Here is a 19,733-nt window from a genome sequence, read left to right on the forward strand (position 1 = left end):
GCTTTTGGGCGGATTGAAAAAAACCTGAGTTGTGGTAAGGTCTGTTCAGATCGCAGTGGGCAGCATATGGTACTGGCGCAAAGCCGCGATCCATCGAGGAGCATTGCGCTGAACCATCAGCTCTTTGTAATCCACCTGTGAATCTCGATAAGGTACCCTGCGACTGAGCAGAATGAAAACGATTTTCAGAATCTTATGAGCCAAAGCAATAATGGCGCGCTTGTGTCCCCGGCGTATGACAAGCCCCGAATACTTGCTTTGGAACATGCTTTTGGTACGACGTGCGGCATTGGCCATTTCGCACAACAGTCGTCGTACATATGGGTTGCCCTTGCGAATGCGACCGCTTTTTCGCTTTCCGGCGGATTCGTTATTGCCAGGGCAGACCCCGGCCCACGAGGCCAGACGCTGTGGGGAGCCGAAGGCCTCCATGTCCAGTCCGATCTCGACGATCAACATAGCCGCACCCACGGCATCGATTCCAGGTATGGTCTGGAGAAGGTCCAGAGCCCAGCGGTGAGACTCCAGTTCAGCCAGCAATTGGGTGTCGAATCGAGCGATACGGGCCTCGAGCTCACGGATGTGCTGGAGGATTTCGCGCAGGACGAATCGATGGGCGGGAGTCAAATCGCCATCGAGTGCGTCGAGCAACTCCTCGGGAGTGGCTTTGAGCCTGGAGTTGGCAAACTCCAGCGCCTGCAGGGGTGTTCCGCCCTCGATCAAACATTCGATCATATGCCGGGCGGCTTGACCGTGAATATCACTGACCACCACGGAAAGACGTATTCCGCCATCCGTGAGGACTTTATGAAGCCTGTTCTTTTCACTGGCAAGCATCCCAACCAGCTTCTGTCTCTCACGGGAAATCAGACGGAGGTTTCCCAGTTCTTCTGGAGGAATGAAGCTCCCGCGAAGCAGGCCGCAACGGGCCAGCATGGCCAGCCAGCGACTGTCGGCCACATCCGTTTTGCGACCGGGAACCTGCTTGACGTGTCGGGCATTGACAACGGCGGCAACGATTCCCTCGCGTTCCAAGGCCGAGTAGATGCTCTTCCAGTAGATGCCCGTGCTCTCCATGACCACAATTTCGGGGTTGGCGTCTCTGGCCCACCTGGCCAAAGCTCGCCGATCCCGCTTAAACGTACCGAAAGTCAGTGTTTCCGTGTGGATCGATCCGTCTTCCTGTTCCGCAATCAGACAGGCCGTCACATGCTTTTGATGAACATCAAGGCCTATAGCGCTCTTGTGGATCGGTTCCAGTTCCATGTCCTCGACTCCTCCTGTAAAATGTATGTTGAGATGGCGAGGACATGTTTCGAATCAACCTGCGGGTGCCCGGCACCCGTGGCCCTATTACCGTGCGCTCTCTATAGAAGCAATCCGGGGTGCGATGCGAAACAATGGGTCTCGTTAGCTGACTGGGTCCAAGCCACGTATTCACTTGCGCGACCTCGCCCTCGCCAGCTCCCTTTATACCACCTTTCATCATCAGGGGTGCCGCGAACATCTCGGCATGAACGTTAGTTCCTATAAAGAGAACAGTAGAATCGGCGGGAATGCCTCCTGCAGGACCGGCGAGCACACGACCAATACCGGCAACCATCGCCTTTGCGTTGCGAGCTTTTTCCTTCCTGCGTGAAATGATTTTGCGTACAACTTCGCGTAAACCTATTTCCTTCGTGTAATTAAAAACCATGCGAAGGCTATTTCGCCTGACAAAATATTGATTTGAAATCGGATACAAGACGACATTTTTTGAAACTTCAATCAGATAACTGTCTTTATTCCGGTGTGGCAGAAGAAACCCAGAATTCCATTTTGTACCGATCAATATCGACTGAAAGGCGAGGTTGTGATTCAATGGTTTCATAAGCCAGAAATTTCCAGGTCTCAGTAAGCCGAGCGGTGGGACGAAACTCTTTTTGCAGCACTGGTTGGATGAGACATATTTAATCACAAACTTTTAAATGCTCGCACCGTAAAACAGTGCGCGGTTCTGCTCTATAACCTCTTGATCATCAAGTTTTTCATAAGCGTAGCGTGCAGCTCCGGTAAAAAACTTGCTCAACTCCTCTTGAGAGTATTGAGCAAGCGTTTCTATGATCTTGCGGAACTCCTCCGGTTTGGAAAGTGGAACCACCCAGCCGGCGTTATGCTCTTCAAGGTCCTGCCAAGGTGTCTGATCACTCAACAGGACCGGACATCCTGCAGAAAGGGATTCCAAAATGACGTGGCCGAAGTTCTCGCCTTTTGTAGGAAAGAAGAAAAGATCGTACTCGGAAAAAACCTTCTGCACCTTGCTTGCCTCTACCGGACCGAGATAGCGAGTCTGGATGTTTTTCGGAAGTTTCGAGATGAGCCTTTGGCATTCGTACCAGTAATCCTTGTCCCGATCGACCGGGCCATAGATATCAAAATCTATATCCGCCTGGATTTTGGCCAGAACGTTCAATGCATATCCAAGGTTCTTCATGTTGGTGATGCGAGACAGAAAGATGATTCTCAAGGGCTTATGCCCATACTTTCCAAATGGCAACAGCTCTTCGTTGGACGATGCTAATATGTTGGGTGCCAGAGTAATGTCGGGTGCCAGAGTAATGTCGGGTGCTGCCGCACCTCCTGATTTCAGGTTGTGGTGTCTCAATCCATTAGGACATCTAAAGAATTCTCTAAGTATGTCTTGTTTCTCAAATTCACTACTGGCCTGCCATTGGACTTTCGAATAGAGGCCTACCATTTGTGCAGCTAGAAGGTAAGCATGTTTTTTAGGTTTCTTTAGATTGATGGCTCCCGCTGAGAATTCGCCACGCGGCGCTACGATGACAGGGGTCTGCGGAATCAAACCCAGCCGATGCAAAAACAATGGAGTTCCAGTAAACTGAGGATCAAAAAAGCTATTCAGATACAGGATGTCATAGGGCTTTGAAACTATCGCTCTCCGGAAACCTCTGATTGTCTTGTCCGTCGGAGAAATGTAATAGACTTGGGCTTTCCCTACCTGTTGCCAACTGTTTTCCTTGATGTGAGGAAAAGGGTCTGTATCTTGAGTGTCCCGGTCGCTCGTAATGATACTGAAATGAAATTCATCTCCTAGGCGATCGACCATTCCCGCAATCGTCTTAATGGGGCCTCCAGCTTTAAAACCTGGAAGATAATATGCGCAAAGAACTAACACATTCATCATATTTGCCTCAAATGTGACTTTTCTCGAATTGCTCTTTGTTGTTCAGCAATGCGCTAATCTGTTAACCAAGTTATGCTGCACATGTGTCGGATATCCTTCGGCTTACAGGCTTCAGCGCTCAACACTGATCCAGTAATTCTCGATAAAGTTTGACATACTGGGCAGTAATTGCTCGGGGTTGAAAGCGCTGTACATTCTTAATGCCCTTTTGGACGAGATCTTCACGATAGTTTGAATCCTTCAATATTCTTAGAATTCCCGCTCGGATGCTCGCCACGTCAAACGGATCAACCAGACAGGCGGATTCACCCGCTATCTCGGGCATGGAGAGGATGTTGCTGGTGACAACCGGTCGACCGGTTGCCTGGGCTTCCACAATCGGCAGGCCAAAGCCCTCATAAGTGGAAGCGAAGACGAGCATATCACAGCGGCAATATTCCTCGACAATCTGTTCATCTGAAATATTTGATGCCGACGAATACTCGATTCCAAACCGCTGCAATACTGTTGTTTGGCGATCAGTCAGCGTGCCTATCACACGGAGGTGACACGGAATCCCCTGAAGCGCCTCCGCCACTCGTTCCAGGTTTTTATTTGGTCCTGTACCGACTTGAAGAATGATGGGCTTAGTGATGTTGAACTCTTTGGGCGTGGGCTTGAAGGCTGCGGATACGCAGTCATGAACGACGCGAACCTTCTGAGGATCGACCTTGACATAACGGAGGAGGTCTTCCTTCGTGGAATTTGATATCACCGTCACCAGAGCTGATCGTTTTATAGGGAGCCAATACCAGAAGAAGAGAAATACCCTCCTGTGGAGGAGTTGGGGACGCCCTTAACTTATTAACTTGGCAGATTGCTGTGAGAAAATTGGTCGCCCGAGGAGCAGAGATCTCAAGAATAGAGGAGCCGGACCTGGCTTAAGTTAGTAAGTTAAGGGCGTCCCAATATTACACACGCAAGCTTGGGGATACGCAGTGCAAGCGGACTATTATTCTGAAATTCCTATGTTTTCATCTTCCATAAGATGGATCGATCTTACCTGAAAAATGAATAGGTTATTTATGCACAATTACTTACCACACATATAACCTTTCTCGAATTGCTCTCAAGTTCTCTGAGCCGGACGTTCAAGAGTGTTCCTCTATATAGTGCTTGACCCATTCAGAAGCCAAGCGTTGCGGCAGCGAAGAACCAAAGAACTTTTCGCTTAACAGCTCTCTAGTGTGGGATGAGTGGAGGAGTCTATTGCTAAATCTAATTATACCTGTCAGCCTGTTTTTCGCCTGAAGAAACTCAGAGCGTGCAGCATTCCATGCCTTGCGCTTTTCACAAACACTTTCTTGATCGATTCGATTCTCAACCCACTCCAAGAAACTGCTCCAATCTGCCTCTTCATTACTGGCAGATGGGTCAGGGATGCCCGATGACCTCAGAAAATAACAGACTCTTGCCGCCGTAGAATCGCATAGTTGTCGTTTTCCTGCCTGATCGAGAGAGATCTGTTCTGAATGCTTGCGTATTCTCACAAGTGGCTTCTTAAAGCAACCAAGCTTGCCCTTTTCAGATAACCGTAGCCACAGATCGGTATCTTCAGATCTTTTGATACGTGGATTATATCCGTGAACACGCTGAACCAAATCAGTACGATAGAATGCTGATGAATGAGGGAAAAAAGCCATGGATCTTTTCAAACGATGTAGAAGTTGATCATGCTTAGCAGGATAACTGTGTCTCTTCAGTACTGATCCACTGTCATTGATTTCGAGAAACCCCGTTCCGAGTAGTACTATTTCAGGATTCTTCCTAATAAACGCGATCTGTTCTTCCAACCGGGTCGGCTCACAAAGATCGTCGGCATCGAGTCGGGCAATCCATGTACCCTTGGCATGTGCAATGCCAACATTTAGTGAGTCAGCAAGGCCAGTATTTTCTTTTCTGATTGCGACGATTCGTTTATCCCTACTGCAATAAGACTGAATGATATTCCATGTCTCATCTTCTGAGCCATCATCCAGAATGATAAACTCGAAGTTCTTAAATGTTTGCTGCAGCACACTGTCGATTGCTTCATGCAACCAGCGGCCGGCGTTGTAACAGGACATCAGCACAGTGATCTCAGGATTTGTACTACAAGATGCCTTGTTCATACTCTTATCCATTCATCTGGGATCAACCCCTTAAAACCCCATGCCGCTTTGCCTTCAATCATCAGATCAGGTGTCACGATAATCTTCTCTTTATGCAACCCCAGCCAGGCCCCCCACCAACTGAAGGTGCTGTTGGCGGTAATGAAGTGTTTGCACTGGCTCATGAGCCATAGATCGGCATAGGCGTTTTCGTCACCTCGGTTGTGGGAAACAAAAGTCACCCGGGCTTCGGACAGGCTAAGCTTTGCACGGGCTGCCTCCGGATCATCGGAAAAGAGGAAGTAATGCGGCGAGTCAATCGTGCTTTCCATTAGGGCGATAGCGCGCTGGTAGTAGTCGACTGAAATATTGTGGGTCGCTGTACCGCCAGGAGCGTCGAACCATCGCACATGCAGGGCCACGGCCTCGCTGCTGCGAATCTCTTCCGCCATGCGTTGGTTATGTGCATCCGTAGGAGGAATGATCTTGAGGTCCTCGCGGATGGTCCGTTCCACATCCTTGAAGTAGCCTTCGCTTTGCCACAGACCATCCAGATAGAGCGTTCCCCTTACTTTCAAGCTGAGAAGACGTTCATCGAAATCCAGCCCTTCCTGCTCTACATAGCGCCTTTTTTCAAAAGGCTTTCTGCGGGACAACCATTTCATCACGCCTCGCCGGTAGCGCTCGAAGGGTTCAAGACGTTCTGCCGCTGTTGCCTTGCGGCAGGGAATTTGGAAGTGGTCCAGGGCGTACCGGCGGCGGTACTGCAGATCGCGCACAAAACCGGTCACGTCATCGATGACCAGTTCCACACCGTTGACCAAAGCCAGTCGACGGGCAGCGGCATAACAGAAGAGTTGGTTGCCGAGGCCGCCTTTGATGCGGGCAATGATTTTCAACAGGTTTAGCATTCCTTATGTAATTGAGGGTAATTCCAAATATTATAAAAATAATAATCTGTATTTGACCTGAAGTATACATAATTTCGGTCATCATAAAAATTATATAAATTATCATTGTATATAATGATATGTTTATTAATGCGGTGGATAACACATCAAAACGACTATGTGGATTTGTTAAATACTGAAATATTTTTAAAAGTATGAATATATATAATATAAATGATAATATGCCACTATAATTTATCAGTGCAATGAATCCATTTTGTTCATGTGCAATAGTTACAATTCCTTGTGACGATGCTGCGCTTTGATAATTGCCTACTCCAATGACCGGTGAACTTAATGCCACAGTTAGACCATCTATCCAAGCCCTTAATCGATTATCTTCAAGTTGTAGCCTTCCGCTCAGTGTTGAAATGATACCGCCACTAAGAAATTCTTTATTAATTGTGAAAATCATACCGACAAATATTGTAAAAATTAATATTGTAACAACAACATTTTTAATATTTCTAATCAAATTGTTTTTATATAATGCATAGATACTAGTAATAAATCCTGCTACGTAACCTGTTCTAGCACCAGTAAATATTGCACTTATAAATATGATTACAGTTATTAATAAATAAAATAACATTTGTTTTGGTTTTAGCTTTTGAAATAAAATTCCGAGTACTGTTGAAACTCCAATCCATAGATATGCTGACTCATACGCATAAGAGTTGCCTAGTCCTGCGTAACGATAACCAACCTTTTGAGATGAAATATCGTAAATTTCAATAGCAGGAAGATGTATTAAGTTTAATGATTGTAAAAAAATCGCTAAGCTACTAATCATTGCCGCGAATATAATAAAGGATATAAAAGTCGTACATCTCTTGGTGTTAAGAGGTATAGACAGGCAAGATATAAATACTGTCAAAGGTATTATAAATCCAGATCTCAGAACATCAAATTGTGAGAAATGAAAAATTCTTATAAGACTGATGAAAAATAGGAAAACAAGAGCTAGTTTTGCAATGTTGAATTTTTTAACGCTTCTCAAGGCATAAGAAATAGAAGTCATTAAGAAACCTAGGCTCATTAGCTCTACCATTCTAGGGTAGCCTTGAACTCCTCCTACCGAGCCTGCCCCTTGCTGAAAAGATACTTCAAATCCTGATGGTGATATTCGAAGTTCTGGCCATACAGAAAAAATAATTATTGTAAGAAGAAGGATATAAGATAATCGCCCTTGATTGAGGTTGCGTTGTGATATCTTTGTATTTTCTATGATTGAAATCATATGAATATTCTAATCATTCCTCCGATGGCTATTTTAATGCTCTATCTCTACCGCCGAACTGAAATGAAACTCGATATAGGAGAACATCCCTTTATTCTTCGAAAGGACGCATACAATTTTCTGCAAAGTTCCGTTGGTAAAAGTGAAAGTAACAGCAACGCTAACGCCTTGCTTCGTGCTGTATGCCGGAAAGACTCCATGGACATCTTGCGGGTTAATCTCTTCTGGCCACTCAGAAGAGTGCCCAAGGCCAAGCTGTTCACCCGCAAGATTGCGAGATATTTCTCGAAGCTCTTTCTTCGATGTGTGGGAATTTTCCTGCGAAGGTCAATGAATGGGGCATCGCCTACGTAGAGGCACGACCGGGTGGAATTGCCGGTTAGATCCTGAAAATAGACAGAACTTGGCCTGTGAGATACAGCAAACCGAGTTTGCAGGGAGAGACGGCACCAGAAATCGGCGTCTTCTGCCAGACGGAACTGATTGCGAAACCCGCCCACAGTAACCCATGCGGATTTCCTGACGGCTGCAGAGGAACTGTGCACCAGGGGGCCGAAACCTCCTGCTACAAACTCGATATATTCTTCGATGGTTGTGTCGTTCTGCGTCGAGAATTTGTTGGCTACCGTACGATTTCCTTCCATGTCTTCGTTCCACCAGTTGGAAGCGACGACGTTGCATTCAGGAAAGCAGACGATTAAATCGGTCAATACGGATAAATGATCATTCAACCAGTAATCATCGGCATCCAAAAGGGCGATCCATTCTCCATGGGCTTCTTTTGCGCCTCTGTTTCTTGCTGCGGAAGGCCCTGCATTTTGCTGTCGGACGATTTTGATCCTTTGGTCTTGAAATCCTGAAACTACATCGAGACTACGGTCGGAGGACCCATCATCCACTATGATACATTCCCAATCTCCATAGGTTTGCGCTATTACGGAAGCTAAGGCGCGGCCTATGAAGTCTTCTTTATTGTATAAGGGTATGACGATAGATATTTTCATGGTCTATGACGCAAGAGCCTTCTTCAGAAAATCAAGTGAGGTGGAAATTTTGGGAGAGAGTCGGTCTTCGACCGCATCATAATCGATGTTCTCATTGATAAGCCGCACTACATCGGATTCAATGGGAGCAGTCAAAAGCCGATCTTGAAGTCCACAGGTTGTCAGGAAATCCCGGATCCGTTTTGGTCTAAAACCACTCCAGACAATAAAGGGTTTTCTGAACTTAATGGAAAATAACGTACCGTGGAAGGAATCAGTGCACACGAATGATGCTCTTTGGAGGATTCTCAACCACTCCACAGGTCCTGCGGAGGGGATATACCGGTCAATCCCTTTGACATTACTCTTTGTGCCAATCAGGATAACTGGCAACCGCATTTTATCCTTAACGATGCGCAAGATATCCTCGCCAATAGAAATGTGCTGTCCAGAAAGATGATAAACAGCGATATAACCAGTTTTATTAAGTGGTGGACTGAGATGTTCGCCAAAATCATGTAGCAATGTCGGATCGAGGACTACTTCGGACTTCCTTCCGGAGATATCATGAACAAGCTTGGCGCTCATCTCATTGCGCACGGACAAAAAATCGAAACGGTTCAGCAAGGCACCTGCCTTCGATATTGTCTCCGCAGGTTGTGTGGAATTCCCGAAACACGCGGCATAGCTTATTTTGCGGCATTTCGGATTCTCTACGAAATCGAAAAAATACGTTGGATCGAATCCCTCGGTGATATTGCCGTTCCACACCTGATCACTGCCGACAATTACAGCATCGAATTCGTCTGCGGTGGCTTGCAATTCCTCCTTGGAGCAGCAGCGACGCGTTGTGGGTAAGCAGCGGTATCGGAAGAGGTCGAATCGCAAACGCCAGCAGGTACGCGAAAGAAGTTCAGTCCCACTGCGAAACCCCCATCCCTGCCACCAAGGCAGTCTAAGGGCAGGCGGCGCATAATCGATGAATTGGACGGTATGTCCAAGTTTCTTAACTGATTGAGATAGAGCATATGCCTGAAGGGCTGCACCGTAATTGTATGCCCAATGAAAAGTCAGAATACCAACATTCATAAAGTACCCTCTGAACAAATGTTCATTTCTACTTGCAGACAAAACATCTAGGCACACTCAACAAATGAATGGCCTCTTTAGATTTTTGCACAAGAATTACGGCTTCAACAGAGGCCTGATACGCTTCCGAACATTATCGATTCGGCGCTTGATCCCCGCTTTAAAATTTTCGCGATTGAAGCGATACAGCCACTTTCGAAGGTATAAATCCTTTCTCATTTGCTTCAAGAAGACCGCAAGGCCAACATCCCTACTAGCCCTCTGTTTAGAAAGTGCCATGAAGCTTCGTGAACGAATGGCCTCTGCGTTTAAAATATGCAGCCAATCGAGTGGATGGGGTTTTTTCGGGGTAACACGTTTTTGAGGGATGATTCGTCCCTTTTTTGATTCAACCCAAAGACGGTGCTGGAGCATTTCTCGCTTGGTTATGACGACAAATGACTGGCTTTCGATGACTTTCTCTACAGGGATCTCTTGCAGGTCGCATTTGCCGTTTTTTATCCCAGCTTCCCGAATGATCCGCTCTGCGAGGGCAGACCGGGTGATCACCAAACTGGTACCGGCACTTTCTTCCGCATATTCCGGCAGCCATGCGTCCATAAAGCAAATGTCCGCAAGTTCGGAGAAAACATCGTCGCAGAAATTGCAGGATTTGAGTTTGAACATGCCGGACATCCATGCCAAACTACAAAAGTCACTCCACTGAACGGTGGCAGTAGTTCTATCATCGGACGCAGTCATCGAAAAATTCGATGCCGGTCTTTCATGAGTTTTATGTCTAAAACAGAAGTGTCGAATCTTTCTAGGATCAAGGTTCATCTTCCGAGTCAAACTCTCAGTAAACCCTTTCGTCTTGAGTTGCCCGCAGACGAGCCCGGCATAGACAAGAATACGCTCTCTTAACTTGGAGTTTCGCAGTGTTGCCAAACGGACCGCTTTGATGAAGCACGGCAATCCTATGAGTGCATATCGGCCTGGCCTTTCAGAAACAGACTGAAGAACACTGGATAGTTCAACCGGGTAGTAGGCGGACTTGGCAGAGCGCAGGATGTCGTCAGGATCAGAAATAATCTCAAAGGCGAAAAGCTTATGTGGATCTTGCTGGGGTGTCACACAGATAACATGATCTACGATATTTTCGATGAGGAGGGTTTTCAGAAACCATGTTGCCATGCCTCCGGAAGCTCCACGCCAACGGTGAACGGAGTCTGCTACATGTCCGACATAGGTATTCAAGAAATAGCCGGTTTCGATTCTGTGTCGAATCCCTGCTGTTTCACCATAGAGCGTTTTCCCTATAGAGTCTTCATTGAAGTCATGATCCTGGAAGGGGCAAACGTGGAGGCATTCGGAACAAGACGAAAGGCAGTGCCCCAGGCTAACAGGATTATATCCACCTTCAGCGTTTTCCTGGATAATGAGATTGCTGTGGGGGCAAATTCCAGCACAGACACCGCATCCCACGCACAGATTTTGAGCCACCGTTTTGCTACATACATTATTTTCCTGCATAGGCAATGCCCATCCTTCCAAAAATCTCTCCAACTTTCTCCACGATCAGCCTTTTCTCTTCTTTCGGCAGAAAGGTCCAAACCACCAAGCAATAGGTTGCGCTGATAAAGGCACTCGACAGTATCAATTCTATCCAAGTATCGATTTTGATAAATGTCAGTAGTGATGTTGACACCAGGAATACAGCACAGGTTAGGAAGGTGATGAGAATCAATTCTTTTAGAAAAAGATACCAGCACTGACCAATTATCAGCGCTCCATAGATCGGTGTGAAGAGAGCGTTCTTGAGAGTCAGCATGATAGCCCCAGCGGCAGCTACCCCATACATGCCCAAACTTGTCCAGCCTGCCAGGGAAAGCGCTAATGCGAAATTTGCAGCACCCATAATACAAGTAATGAGACCCGGCCATCGCACTCTATTGGTGGCTGTCTGCAGTTCAAAGAAAGGATAGACGGCAACGTTTACGGAAAGGTGAGCAGTAAGAACAATGAGCAGTGTCGATAGGGTGGAAAAATCGTTTCCAAGCCACAATGACAGCAAGGGCTTGGAAAAGCCACAAATCAAACCTATGGGTAAGGCCATAGACATCCCAAGAAATAGCAGTGACCGCCGGGTATAACGAACGAGTTCACTTCTATTGTTTTGCGCAACAAGATAAACCATGGGTGGTCCAAAGACTGAACTGATGGCAGCACCGAGCATCCGTACGACCATGGACATCTGCAGTATGGATGCATACTGTCCCGCAATGAATGTTCCAAGGAGGCGGTTGAGAACAAATAGATCAATTTGTAAATAGAGGATGGAGCCAATCTTGTTGATGCTGATCCATCCTCCGGTAGATAGCAGCTTTCTCAGGGAAGCCCTCTCAAAATAGCGAATGCCGATACGAAGATGAGGCAATAGTTGTCGGGACAACACATAGTTCAATGTCGTCGTTGTCAGAGCGCCGCCTAAAATCGCAATTCCTACCGAAAAAAGATTGCCCTGGAAGAAACTGAAAAGAATCATAATAAGGGAGAGATAAACAGTCTGGCGAATGATGCTGATACCGTTGAGCAGATCGAAACGGTTGAGACACCAGGAAGATACAGCAAAGGCAGATGTAGCTATAGAAAGGTAAAAACCTAGAAATGTACATATAAAAAGGAAGCGGGATGCCTGTTCTATACTGGTTGGCAAGTTGATGATTTTGTCGAGAAAAATGATGATCGGGATACTGATCAAGAGCAGTAGAGAGACAACAACCAGATTGCTCCAGAACGCAGTATTGAAGATCCGGTTGGATTCCTCTTTCATCCCTTTCTCTAGAGCAATCGCAATATATCTTCCTACCGCTGAATTCAGAGCTAAGGACACCAAGGATAGGTATTGTATAAAATAATTTGCGAGAGGGATAATTCCATAGGCCTCAACGCCTAACCTCCGGATCAAATACGGAACCAAAAACAGACCGACGATAATATTTAGTGCCAAATTGAAAATGTTTGTCGCAATATTTAAAGAAAAACTTCCCCTTATTGGCTTCATAAGCAGATGACGCTTTCCTTTTCGGTACGATGAAGATGCTGACGGGGCGATGAAAAATGTTGATTTTTTGAGATGGCGTTATCTTGGATCGTCCAAAAAGGCCCAAATCACCTTAAATTCGTTGCCCGGTTTTTGGCCCTCACTAAATTCTTCTGAGCCAAGATGTGGCGGCTACTAAAAGCCTATCCGAAAACTCCGTAAGCCATTGATTCTGCTAGGCGCAGACTGGGTTTTCGGATAGGCTCTAAATCGAGTTCAGCGTGAATGCGGAAGAGCAACTGAGTGTAGTCCTGAGCTTCGAGACAGTGAATCAAAGCGGAACCTACAAGATCCCTGTGGCTGGCAGTATATTTTTGATAACGGGTGTATCGGACTGCGTTCAAAAATGGGATGTTGATGAACGCTTGTAAAAAGCCTCCATAACACGGGTTATGGCAAAACAGGTCACTGATGATGTTGCAGTGAGCTTGCCTCTTAAACACTGGAGGTGACGGAAGTAATAGGATTCTGCGAAAGCGTTACCACATGGTTGAGATGGTCAGAATGAACTAATGAACCGTTATTTGGACGGTTTTCGTTTGTTCAGAAAATAAATCGGTTGCCTGGATCTCATACATGCCGACCGGATCATTGAATGCAATGGGGATATCTAATTCCTTTGTATCCCGTTCTACAACCAGAATTCGGCTGAGCCCATCCAGTTCGCCGGCTCCGGATTTTACGCGCACCCGCAAGGCATGGAGCCCTTCGCTTCCCGGCACGGAGAGTGATGCCTTCACCACAGTGCCGCGTGCGGCCGTGGTTGTATCGATGTCCAGTTTTGGTTCGGGAGCCCCATTCGGTGACAGGACGAAAAAACTTGCCCGTGACGGAAGGATCGTGGTGCTGAAACGTTCCTGCTGCCCCAGGGACTTGCGGTTGCGCAAGTCGTAAATGTATTTCGTTTCGGGCAGAACCACCGTCACGTCCTCTTTGGACCCGGTTTCACGGAAAAGAGCGACGATCTCCATGGCTCCATTCCGCCACCGGGTGACCTGGATATCTTCCGGATGTTTGCCTTCGTGGCCTTCAAGAGTGATCTGCGGTGCAACCCCGGCGAAAGCTTCACGGAGTGCTTCCGTTTCGGCCGTGGCTGCATCTCCCCTTGAAAACAGCGCGGCGGAGAGCCGTGCGAACGTGTTCATATCGCAGTTGAGAAGAATCACAGTCCCTTTTCCAACTTTTCGAGAGAGCAGTATCGGTGTCTCCCCCAGCTTCTGAGCGGGCGAGGCACCGGTTACCCGGATGCCCGGATCCACCACGGCTTTGAACCCCAGAACTCCTTCGAGGCTGGTGGTGACTTGAGCCGGCGATCTCATTTCCCGGCTGATTCCAAAAAGGTCGTCCAGCACTCCCTTTTCGCGCGGCTTGCAGTGGTCGTCGTAGATGGCGGGGCGGAGATCCGCCACTACGGTCCCGCCGCCTTCGACGAACTTCCCAATGACTTCCGCTTCCTTGTCGCCCATGGCTTCAGCGCGGGGCAGGATGAATATTTTAGTTTTGGACGGATCGAACTCGCCCAGTTTCAGCATCCGGTCCGTGACGTACCGGAACTGCAATCCCCGGTTCCTCAAAGCCTTGATGATTGCCTGGTGCGCTTCCTCGTAGCCTCCATAGCTCGCGCCCTCGTCCAGCCTGCAGGCGAAAGTGGAAGGATAGGAGTAGAGTATGGCGATGCCGTCATCCTGCATTTGTGATTGCAGCAGCAGGTCACCCAGGCCGTCGCGCAGGACCCGGGTGTCTTCCAGGATCTCTTTCACCGCCGGATAGGGGCGAAGGTCCGGCGCCAGCCAGCCGTGGAATTTGCCGATGCAGTCCCACCGCCACCACCAGACGGAATCCATGCCTAGGGTCACCATGCGCCAGTACTTCCGGAGCAGGGAATCGGCGTCCTTGGTGTATCCCATCCAGTTGGAACGAATGAAGCCGCGCGGCGCGATGGATCGGATGACCTCATCGGCCAGTCCCGGGTAGGGCGACCAGAAGTCCATACTGCGCACGATCAAATCCAGGTCGTCTCCCTTCGCGAATCCACCGGCCCCCTCGAAGCCCGTCCTGGCCTGCGGGTCCAGGGTTTTGTAAGCTTCGCGGTACTTCTCACAGTACCTGACGTAATTCCAGGATTTGAACGCCTGCCGATCGAACCAGCGCGGGTAGTTTTTGTCTTTCAGGGAATTTTCTTCTTCACTGTCGTCTTCCTTGGAGAGGCCGACATCGTCCCAGGCCTTGAAATCGGAACTCCAGGAACGGTTCAAGGCTTCCAGGCTTCCGTAGACTTCTTGAAGATACTTTCGATAGGCGGTTGCGCAGTGAGGGGAAAGGCAGCAGCCGAGGGTTTTGTTTTCATCGCCGAGGGAATAAACGAAGGCTCCGTGCTCACGCGAGCCCGCATGTTTTGCAGCCAGTGCGGCAACGTGCTTTTCCACCGCCTCTTCGTCGTTCCAGCAGAAGGGTTGCATGACTCCTTCCTGGGTCTTTGGAGTCGAAATGTGGGTTGTGTACGGGACCCAGGCAACATCAAACGCTGAGACATACAGAGGCGGATTTCCCCAGGCAAGCTGCAAGGTGATGCCGGTATTGGCAAGGCTTTCTTCGGCGTAGGGAGCAAGGTTTCCCGTTGGAGTGTCCCAGACGAGAAAGTTGAAGCGGTCCCGGCTGCGGTGCGTCACGCGAAAATATCGGTCATCCCGCGATATTTCCGTGTCGCCTACAAGGATTTGAGCCTCCACTGTGACCAGCATGGGCATCCAGTGGGAAATCTCGAACGAAAAGCGGCCCGTGTCGCCGTCGGGAACCAGGTCCTGCCTCAGGAGCTGCCGTCTTCGGCGGTCGAGCAACTGAACACGGACGCTCTCTCCCTGAAGCGGTTCCCCCGCCAGGGTCACGGTGCCCGCAAGGTTTTCACCCGGTTCACCCCATTCGCGCTCCAGCTTGATCTCCTTCACCTTGCGCCCTGATTCCACGGCAAAGGGGAGGGTAGCCCAGGTTTCCACGCCCGCGGAGCTTTTCACTATGGCGTCGGCGTGGTAGTCGCCCGCGGGAAGGGCGGGGAGATCAATGGAAACAGTTTGCCCATTTGAAAGCTCACGGGGAGGGAAAGAAATCGGCTTATCGGCCGGTCTTCGCAGGGAAAGGTGAAGGGTGGGCTTGTCTCCCTTGGGTTGGCCTGAGATTTTCAGGGTCAGAGTCTCCGGCGAATCGGTGAAGCGTGGAGCCGGACCGGGTGCATGGGGAGCTGAAGGGGAGGCGGAAACGGCCAGTTCAAGGTTCATGGAAGGTTCTTTTTTCGCAGCCCACAAAACCGCCCGGCCGAACCGCTCCTCCCAGTAGTCGTAGTCCACTTCCCATCCCTCGTGATATTCGATTTTGGGTTCGCTCGAGAGACGGGCGATGCGGCCCTGGTGGAAGGTGAGGGTTTCCTCGAGAGGAACATGGGAAAGGAACCGGGGTGTTTGATCCAGGCGTTTCTTTTCCTGGGGAATGCCGGCACTGTCCACTCCCACGAGCACGATTCCCGCGCCCTTTTCGACGGCTTCGAGGATTCGGGCCATTGCAACTTGAGGCAGGTTGCTCATGGGGATGTTCAGGAAGACGAAGCAGTCCCAATCTTGCTCCAGGAGTTTTTGCATGCGCTCCTCACCGAGTTTGCCGCCGTGCCAGTGGCTCTCCTTGCTGTCCACGATTCTGGCCCAGAAGACGGCCTGAGCATCCAGGTCGAAACGCTCCATGAGCTCGACGCATTCGCGGGGATGGGTGCCGGTGCCGTCGGTAAAGAAGAGCACACGGGTTTTGCCCTGAGCGTAGGGCGTTGCCCAGTCGGTGTGCGGGGTTTCGAATTCGAAGGTGAGGGCGTGGTCTGTTTCCAGTTCGGCCATGTCCTGAGCAAAGGTGAGAACGGGAGCCACAAGGAGCAGAAGGCCGATGATGAGGAAGTGCATGGGGCGTGACAAATTCTTACCTCTTTTGAATCCGTAGATTACGCAGATTTTCACAGATTAAAAAAACTTTTTATGTTGTTGGCGGTGGCGGCTATTCAGTCTGCGTTAATCTGTGTAATCCGAGGATGGGCTGGTTTTTTAGCAAATTCAAAGTGTTATGGTGTCGGTGTGCCGACATGGGTGAACCTGTTGATATGTTTGGATAAAGTTTAATAACTCCAGGAGTTTTGCTTCGTGCGGCCCGCTGCTGCTCAGGGCTTCGGCCTCCTCGATGGCGGTGAGGTCCTGGCGCAGCAGGTTTTCCACCAGGGCGATTTCGGCGTGGTTGCCGTCCACCAGGATGCCGGGAATGGTAGTGAGGTTTGCCTGCCTGGCGGCCTGGACGCGGCGTTCCCCGGCGACGATGATGAGGCCGCCGTTTTCATCCAGGCGGAAGAGGATGGGTTCCAGGACGCCGTGCTGCGCGATGGACGCGGCGAGTTCCTCCAGGGCCGCAGGGTCCAGGGACTTGCGGGGCTGGTTGGGGTCGGGCTGGAGCTGCGAGAGGTCCAGGGTGTAGAGCCGGCCTTTTTGGTAGGTCGGGGCGACAGCAATCATTTTGAACACTCTCCTTTTTCCAGGGCGCTGAAAACGCTGACGGCATCCTGCCCGCCGGGTAGAGGGATCGGACCGAATCGACACATCAAATGTATCGAGCGATTCAGCCCAGCCGCGCCTGCGCCTCATTTTTTAGAAACCACGCATAGGTGCTGCGGATGCCTTCTTCCAGCCCGATCCGTGCGGTCCACCCCAGAGCCGTGAGCCGGGAGACATCCAGGAGCTTGCGCGGCGTCCCATCGGGTTTGGACGCGTCAAAGATCAGCTCTCCCTTGTAGCCCACGGTATTGGCCACGGTTTCGGCCAATTCGCGGATGGTCACATCCTGGCCGGTGCCCACGTTGACAAAGCAGGGTCTGGGGTAGGAGAGCAGTTCGCGCTGCAGCGCGTCATCGGGCAGGTTCATGACGAAAAGGGAGGCTTCGGCCATGTCGTCCACATGCAAAAATTCGCGCATGGCCTTGCCTGTTCCCCACACGGTGACCCGTTCGGCGCGGTTTTGGCGCGCCTCATGAAAGCGGCGCAAAAGGGCGGGCAGCACATGGGAATTTTGCGGATGAAAATTATCGCCCGGCCCGTAGAGGTTGGTCGGCATGACCGCCACGAAGCGCGTGCCGTACTGGCGGTTATAGGACTCGCAGGTCTTGATGCCGGCGATCTTGGCCAAGGCGTAGGGCTCGTTGGTCGGCTCCAGGGGACCGGTCAGCAGGTGCTCCTCGCGCATGGGCTGCGGGGCCAGCTTGGGATAGATGCACGACGAACCCAGAAAGAGGAGCCGGCTGACCCCGCATTCGTAGGCCCCGTGAATGATGTTGGACTGTATGACCAGGTTTTCGTAGATAAAGGACGCCGGATACGTGTTGTTGGCGTGGATTCCGCCCACCCTGGCCGCGGCCAGGAATACATGGGCGGGGCGTTCGCGGGTGTAAAACCCCTTCACGGCCTGCTGGTCCAGCAGGTCCAGGGGCACGAGGCGCATGCGCTCTCCGGTTCCGGCATCCAGGGGCGGCCGGGAGCGGTGGATGGAGCCGACAATGTTTTCAAAGCCCTGGGCCACCAGGGCGCGCACGAGGGCGCTGCCGACCATCCCGGCGGCTCCGGCAACAAAGATTTTTTCCGTACGATTCATGATTTTCCTTCGACCACCGGCCGCGGCATGTTCCGTAAGGGAGTTGACGGATTCCAATATCCCGTTATTCACCACGGAGGCACGGAGGGCACGGAGAAGATTATGGAATTCTTATGGAATTCCTACGTGCTGAAAGGGCGGCATGTCCCCTATTCCTGGGGGGTGTTGACGGCAAATCCCGCCCGCAGGCACAACTCTTCCTTCTTGGCCTCTTCCAGGTCGGCCCGGACCATCTCGCGCACCAGCTCTTCGAAGCCGACCTTGGGGGACCATCCCAATTTGGCCTTGCCCTTGGAGGGGTCGCCGAGGAGCGTCTCCACTTCCGTTGGCCGGAAATAGCGGGGGTCCACGGAGACCACGGTCTTGCCGTTGGCCAGGTTCACACCGCGCTCATCCACGCCCTCGCCTTCGAAGGCGATGGCCATGCCCAGTTCCCTGGCCGCGGTCTGCACGAATTCCCGTACCGAATGCTGTTCCCCCGTGGCGATGACATAATCGTCCGGAGCTTCCTGTTGCAGCATGAGCCACTGCATCTCCACATAATCCCGCGCATGGCCCCAGTCGCGCAGGGCGTTCAGGTTGCCCAGGTAGAGGCAGTCCTGCAGGCCCAGGTAAATGCGGGCCAGGGCGCGGGTGATCTTGCGGGTGACGAAGGTTTCGCCGCGCAGGGGGGATTCGTGGTTGAAGAGGATGCCGTTGCAGCCGTAGATTCCGTAGGCCTCGCGGTAGTTGACCGTGATCCAGTAGGCGTAGAGCTTGGCGCAGGCATAGGGGGAACGCGGATAAAAGGGGGTCTTTTCGGTCTGGGGGACTTCCTGCACCAGTCCGTACAGCTCCGAAGTGGAGGCCTGGTAGAAACGGGTTTTCTTTTCCAGCCCCAGGATGCGGATGGATTCCAGCAGGCGCAGGGTGCCCAGGGCATCGGCGTTGGCCGTGTATTCGGGAGATTCGAAAGAGACATGAACGTGGCTCTGCGCCGCCAGGTTGTAGATCTCGTCGGGTTGGACCTCCTGGATGATGCGGATCAGGTTGGTGGCATCGGTGAGGTCTCCGTAGTGAAGGATGAACCGGCGGTTTTCCACGTGGGGGTCTTCGTAGAGATGGTCGATCCGCTGGGTGTTGAAGGAGGATGCGCGGCGCTTGACACCGTGGACGGTGTAGCCTTTTTCGAGCAGGAATTCGGCCAGATAGGCGCCGTCCTGGCCGGTGATGCCGGTAATGAGAGCCGATTTGGGCATATTTTTCCTTTGGACGCTGATGGCGCTGAGGGAACGGGGTTTCTCGGTTGAGGAGGTAATATCGATAACGATAAGCCCGCTGCCGGTCTTCGCGAGCCGTTGAAGCACTCCGTGTTCCTTGTAGGAACGGCTTCCAGCCGTGACAGGAACCGGCAACCGCACACCTTGTCGCGG

15 protein-coding genes are annotated in these 19,733 nt (G+C 50.6%); all 15 read right to left on the minus strand.

Annotated features, from left to right (window positions below; all coding sequences use genetic code 11):
* Window positions 1–45 precede the first annotated feature (45 nt).
* Window positions 46–1,266: an IS110 family RNA-guided transposase gene (locus QMG16_RS19200; RefSeq protein WP_281792048.1), complete on the minus strand. Its 1,221-nt coding sequence runs from the start codon at window positions 1,264–1,266 to the stop codon at window positions 46–48.
* On the minus strand, window positions 1,226–1,870 hold the full coding sequence (locus tag QMG16_RS19205; protein ID WP_281796907.1) for a hypothetical protein: 645 nt from the start codon (window positions 1,868–1,870) through the stop codon (window positions 1,226–1,228). Before QMG16_RS19205 ends, QMG16_RS19200 begins: the two co-directional genes overlap by 41 nt.
* 93 nt (window positions 1,871–1,963) lie before the next feature.
* Window positions 1,964–3,184: a glycosyltransferase family 4 protein gene (locus QMG16_RS19210; protein WP_281796910.1), complete on the minus strand. Its 1,221-nt coding sequence runs from the start codon at window positions 3,182–3,184 to the stop codon at window positions 1,964–1,966.
* Between the two features lie 118 nt (window positions 3,185–3,302).
* Complete coding sequence (locus tag QMG16_RS19215; protein ID WP_281796912.1) at window positions 3,303–3,944, minus strand: glycosyltransferase family 4 protein; 642 nt, start codon at window positions 3,942–3,944, stop codon at window positions 3,303–3,305.
* Between the two features lie 370 nt (window positions 3,945–4,314).
* A complete protein-coding gene (locus tag QMG16_RS19220; RefSeq protein WP_281796914.1) occupies window positions 4,315–5,334 on the minus strand; it encodes a glycosyltransferase family 2 protein in 1,020 nt (339 codons plus the stop codon).
* Entirely contained in the window at window positions 5,331–6,212 is an 882-nt protein-coding gene (locus QMG16_RS19225; protein WP_281796916.1) for an alpha-1,2-fucosyltransferase, read from the minus strand. Before QMG16_RS19225 ends, QMG16_RS19220 begins: the two co-directional genes overlap by 4 nt.
* Complete coding sequence (locus tag QMG16_RS19230) at window positions 6,106–7,503, minus strand: O-antigen ligase family protein (protein WP_281796919.1); 1,398 nt, start codon at window positions 7,501–7,503, stop codon at window positions 6,106–6,108. The genes QMG16_RS19225 and QMG16_RS19230 overlap by 107 nt, the downstream gene beginning before the upstream one ends.
* A 47-nt stretch (window positions 7,504–7,550) precedes the next feature.
* Window positions 7,551–8,507, minus strand: coding sequence for a glycosyltransferase family 2 protein (locus QMG16_RS19235; RefSeq protein ID WP_281796921.1), 957 nt, complete (start codon window positions 8,505–8,507; stop codon window positions 7,551–7,553).
* A gap of 3 nt (window positions 8,508–8,510) precedes the next feature.
* The gene (locus QMG16_RS19240; RefSeq protein ID WP_281796924.1) at window positions 8,511–9,575 is read right to left on the minus strand and encodes a polysaccharide pyruvyl transferase family protein; all 1,065 of its coding nucleotides are present in this window, start codon (window positions 9,573–9,575) and stop codon (window positions 8,511–8,513) included.
* A gap of 96 nt (window positions 9,576–9,671) precedes the next feature.
* On the minus strand, window positions 9,672–11,087 hold the full coding sequence (locus QMG16_RS19245) for a Coenzyme F420 hydrogenase/dehydrogenase, beta subunit C-terminal domain (RefSeq protein WP_281796927.1): 1,416 nt from the start codon (window positions 11,085–11,087) through the stop codon (window positions 9,672–9,674).
* The gene (locus QMG16_RS19250; protein WP_281796930.1) at window positions 11,074–12,618 is read right to left on the minus strand and encodes an oligosaccharide flippase family protein; all 1,545 of its coding nucleotides are present in this window, start codon (window positions 12,616–12,618) and stop codon (window positions 11,074–11,076) included. The genes QMG16_RS19245 and QMG16_RS19250 overlap by 14 nt, the downstream gene beginning before the upstream one ends.
* Before the next feature lie 548 nt (window positions 12,619–13,166).
* Complete coding sequence (locus QMG16_RS19255) at window positions 13,167–16,607, minus strand: beta-galactosidase (RefSeq protein ID WP_281796931.1); 3,441 nt, start codon at window positions 16,605–16,607, stop codon at window positions 13,167–13,169.
* A gap of 135 nt (window positions 16,608–16,742) precedes the next feature.
* Window positions 16,743–17,192, minus strand: coding sequence for a ParB/RepB/Spo0J family partition protein (locus tag QMG16_RS19260; protein ID WP_281796933.1), 450 nt, complete (start codon window positions 17,190–17,192; stop codon window positions 16,743–16,745).
* Between the two features lie 103 nt (window positions 17,193–17,295).
* Complete coding sequence (locus QMG16_RS19265) at window positions 17,296–18,321, minus strand: GDP-L-fucose synthase family protein (RefSeq protein ID WP_281796935.1); 1,026 nt, start codon at window positions 18,319–18,321, stop codon at window positions 17,296–17,298.
* Window positions 18,322–18,470: 149 nt separating this feature from the next.
* Window positions 18,471–19,559: a GDP-mannose 4,6-dehydratase gene (gene gmd, locus QMG16_RS19270; protein ID WP_373878761.1), complete on the minus strand. Its 1,089-nt coding sequence runs from the start codon at window positions 19,557–19,559 to the stop codon at window positions 18,471–18,473.
* Between the last annotated feature and the right edge of the window lie 174 nt (window positions 19,560–19,733).

It is taken from the genome of Desulforhabdus amnigena (assembly GCF_027925305.1).
In the GTDB taxonomy this organism is placed as follows: Bacteria; Desulfobacterota; Syntrophobacteria; order Syntrophobacterales; family Syntrophobacteraceae; genus Desulforhabdus; species Desulforhabdus amnigena.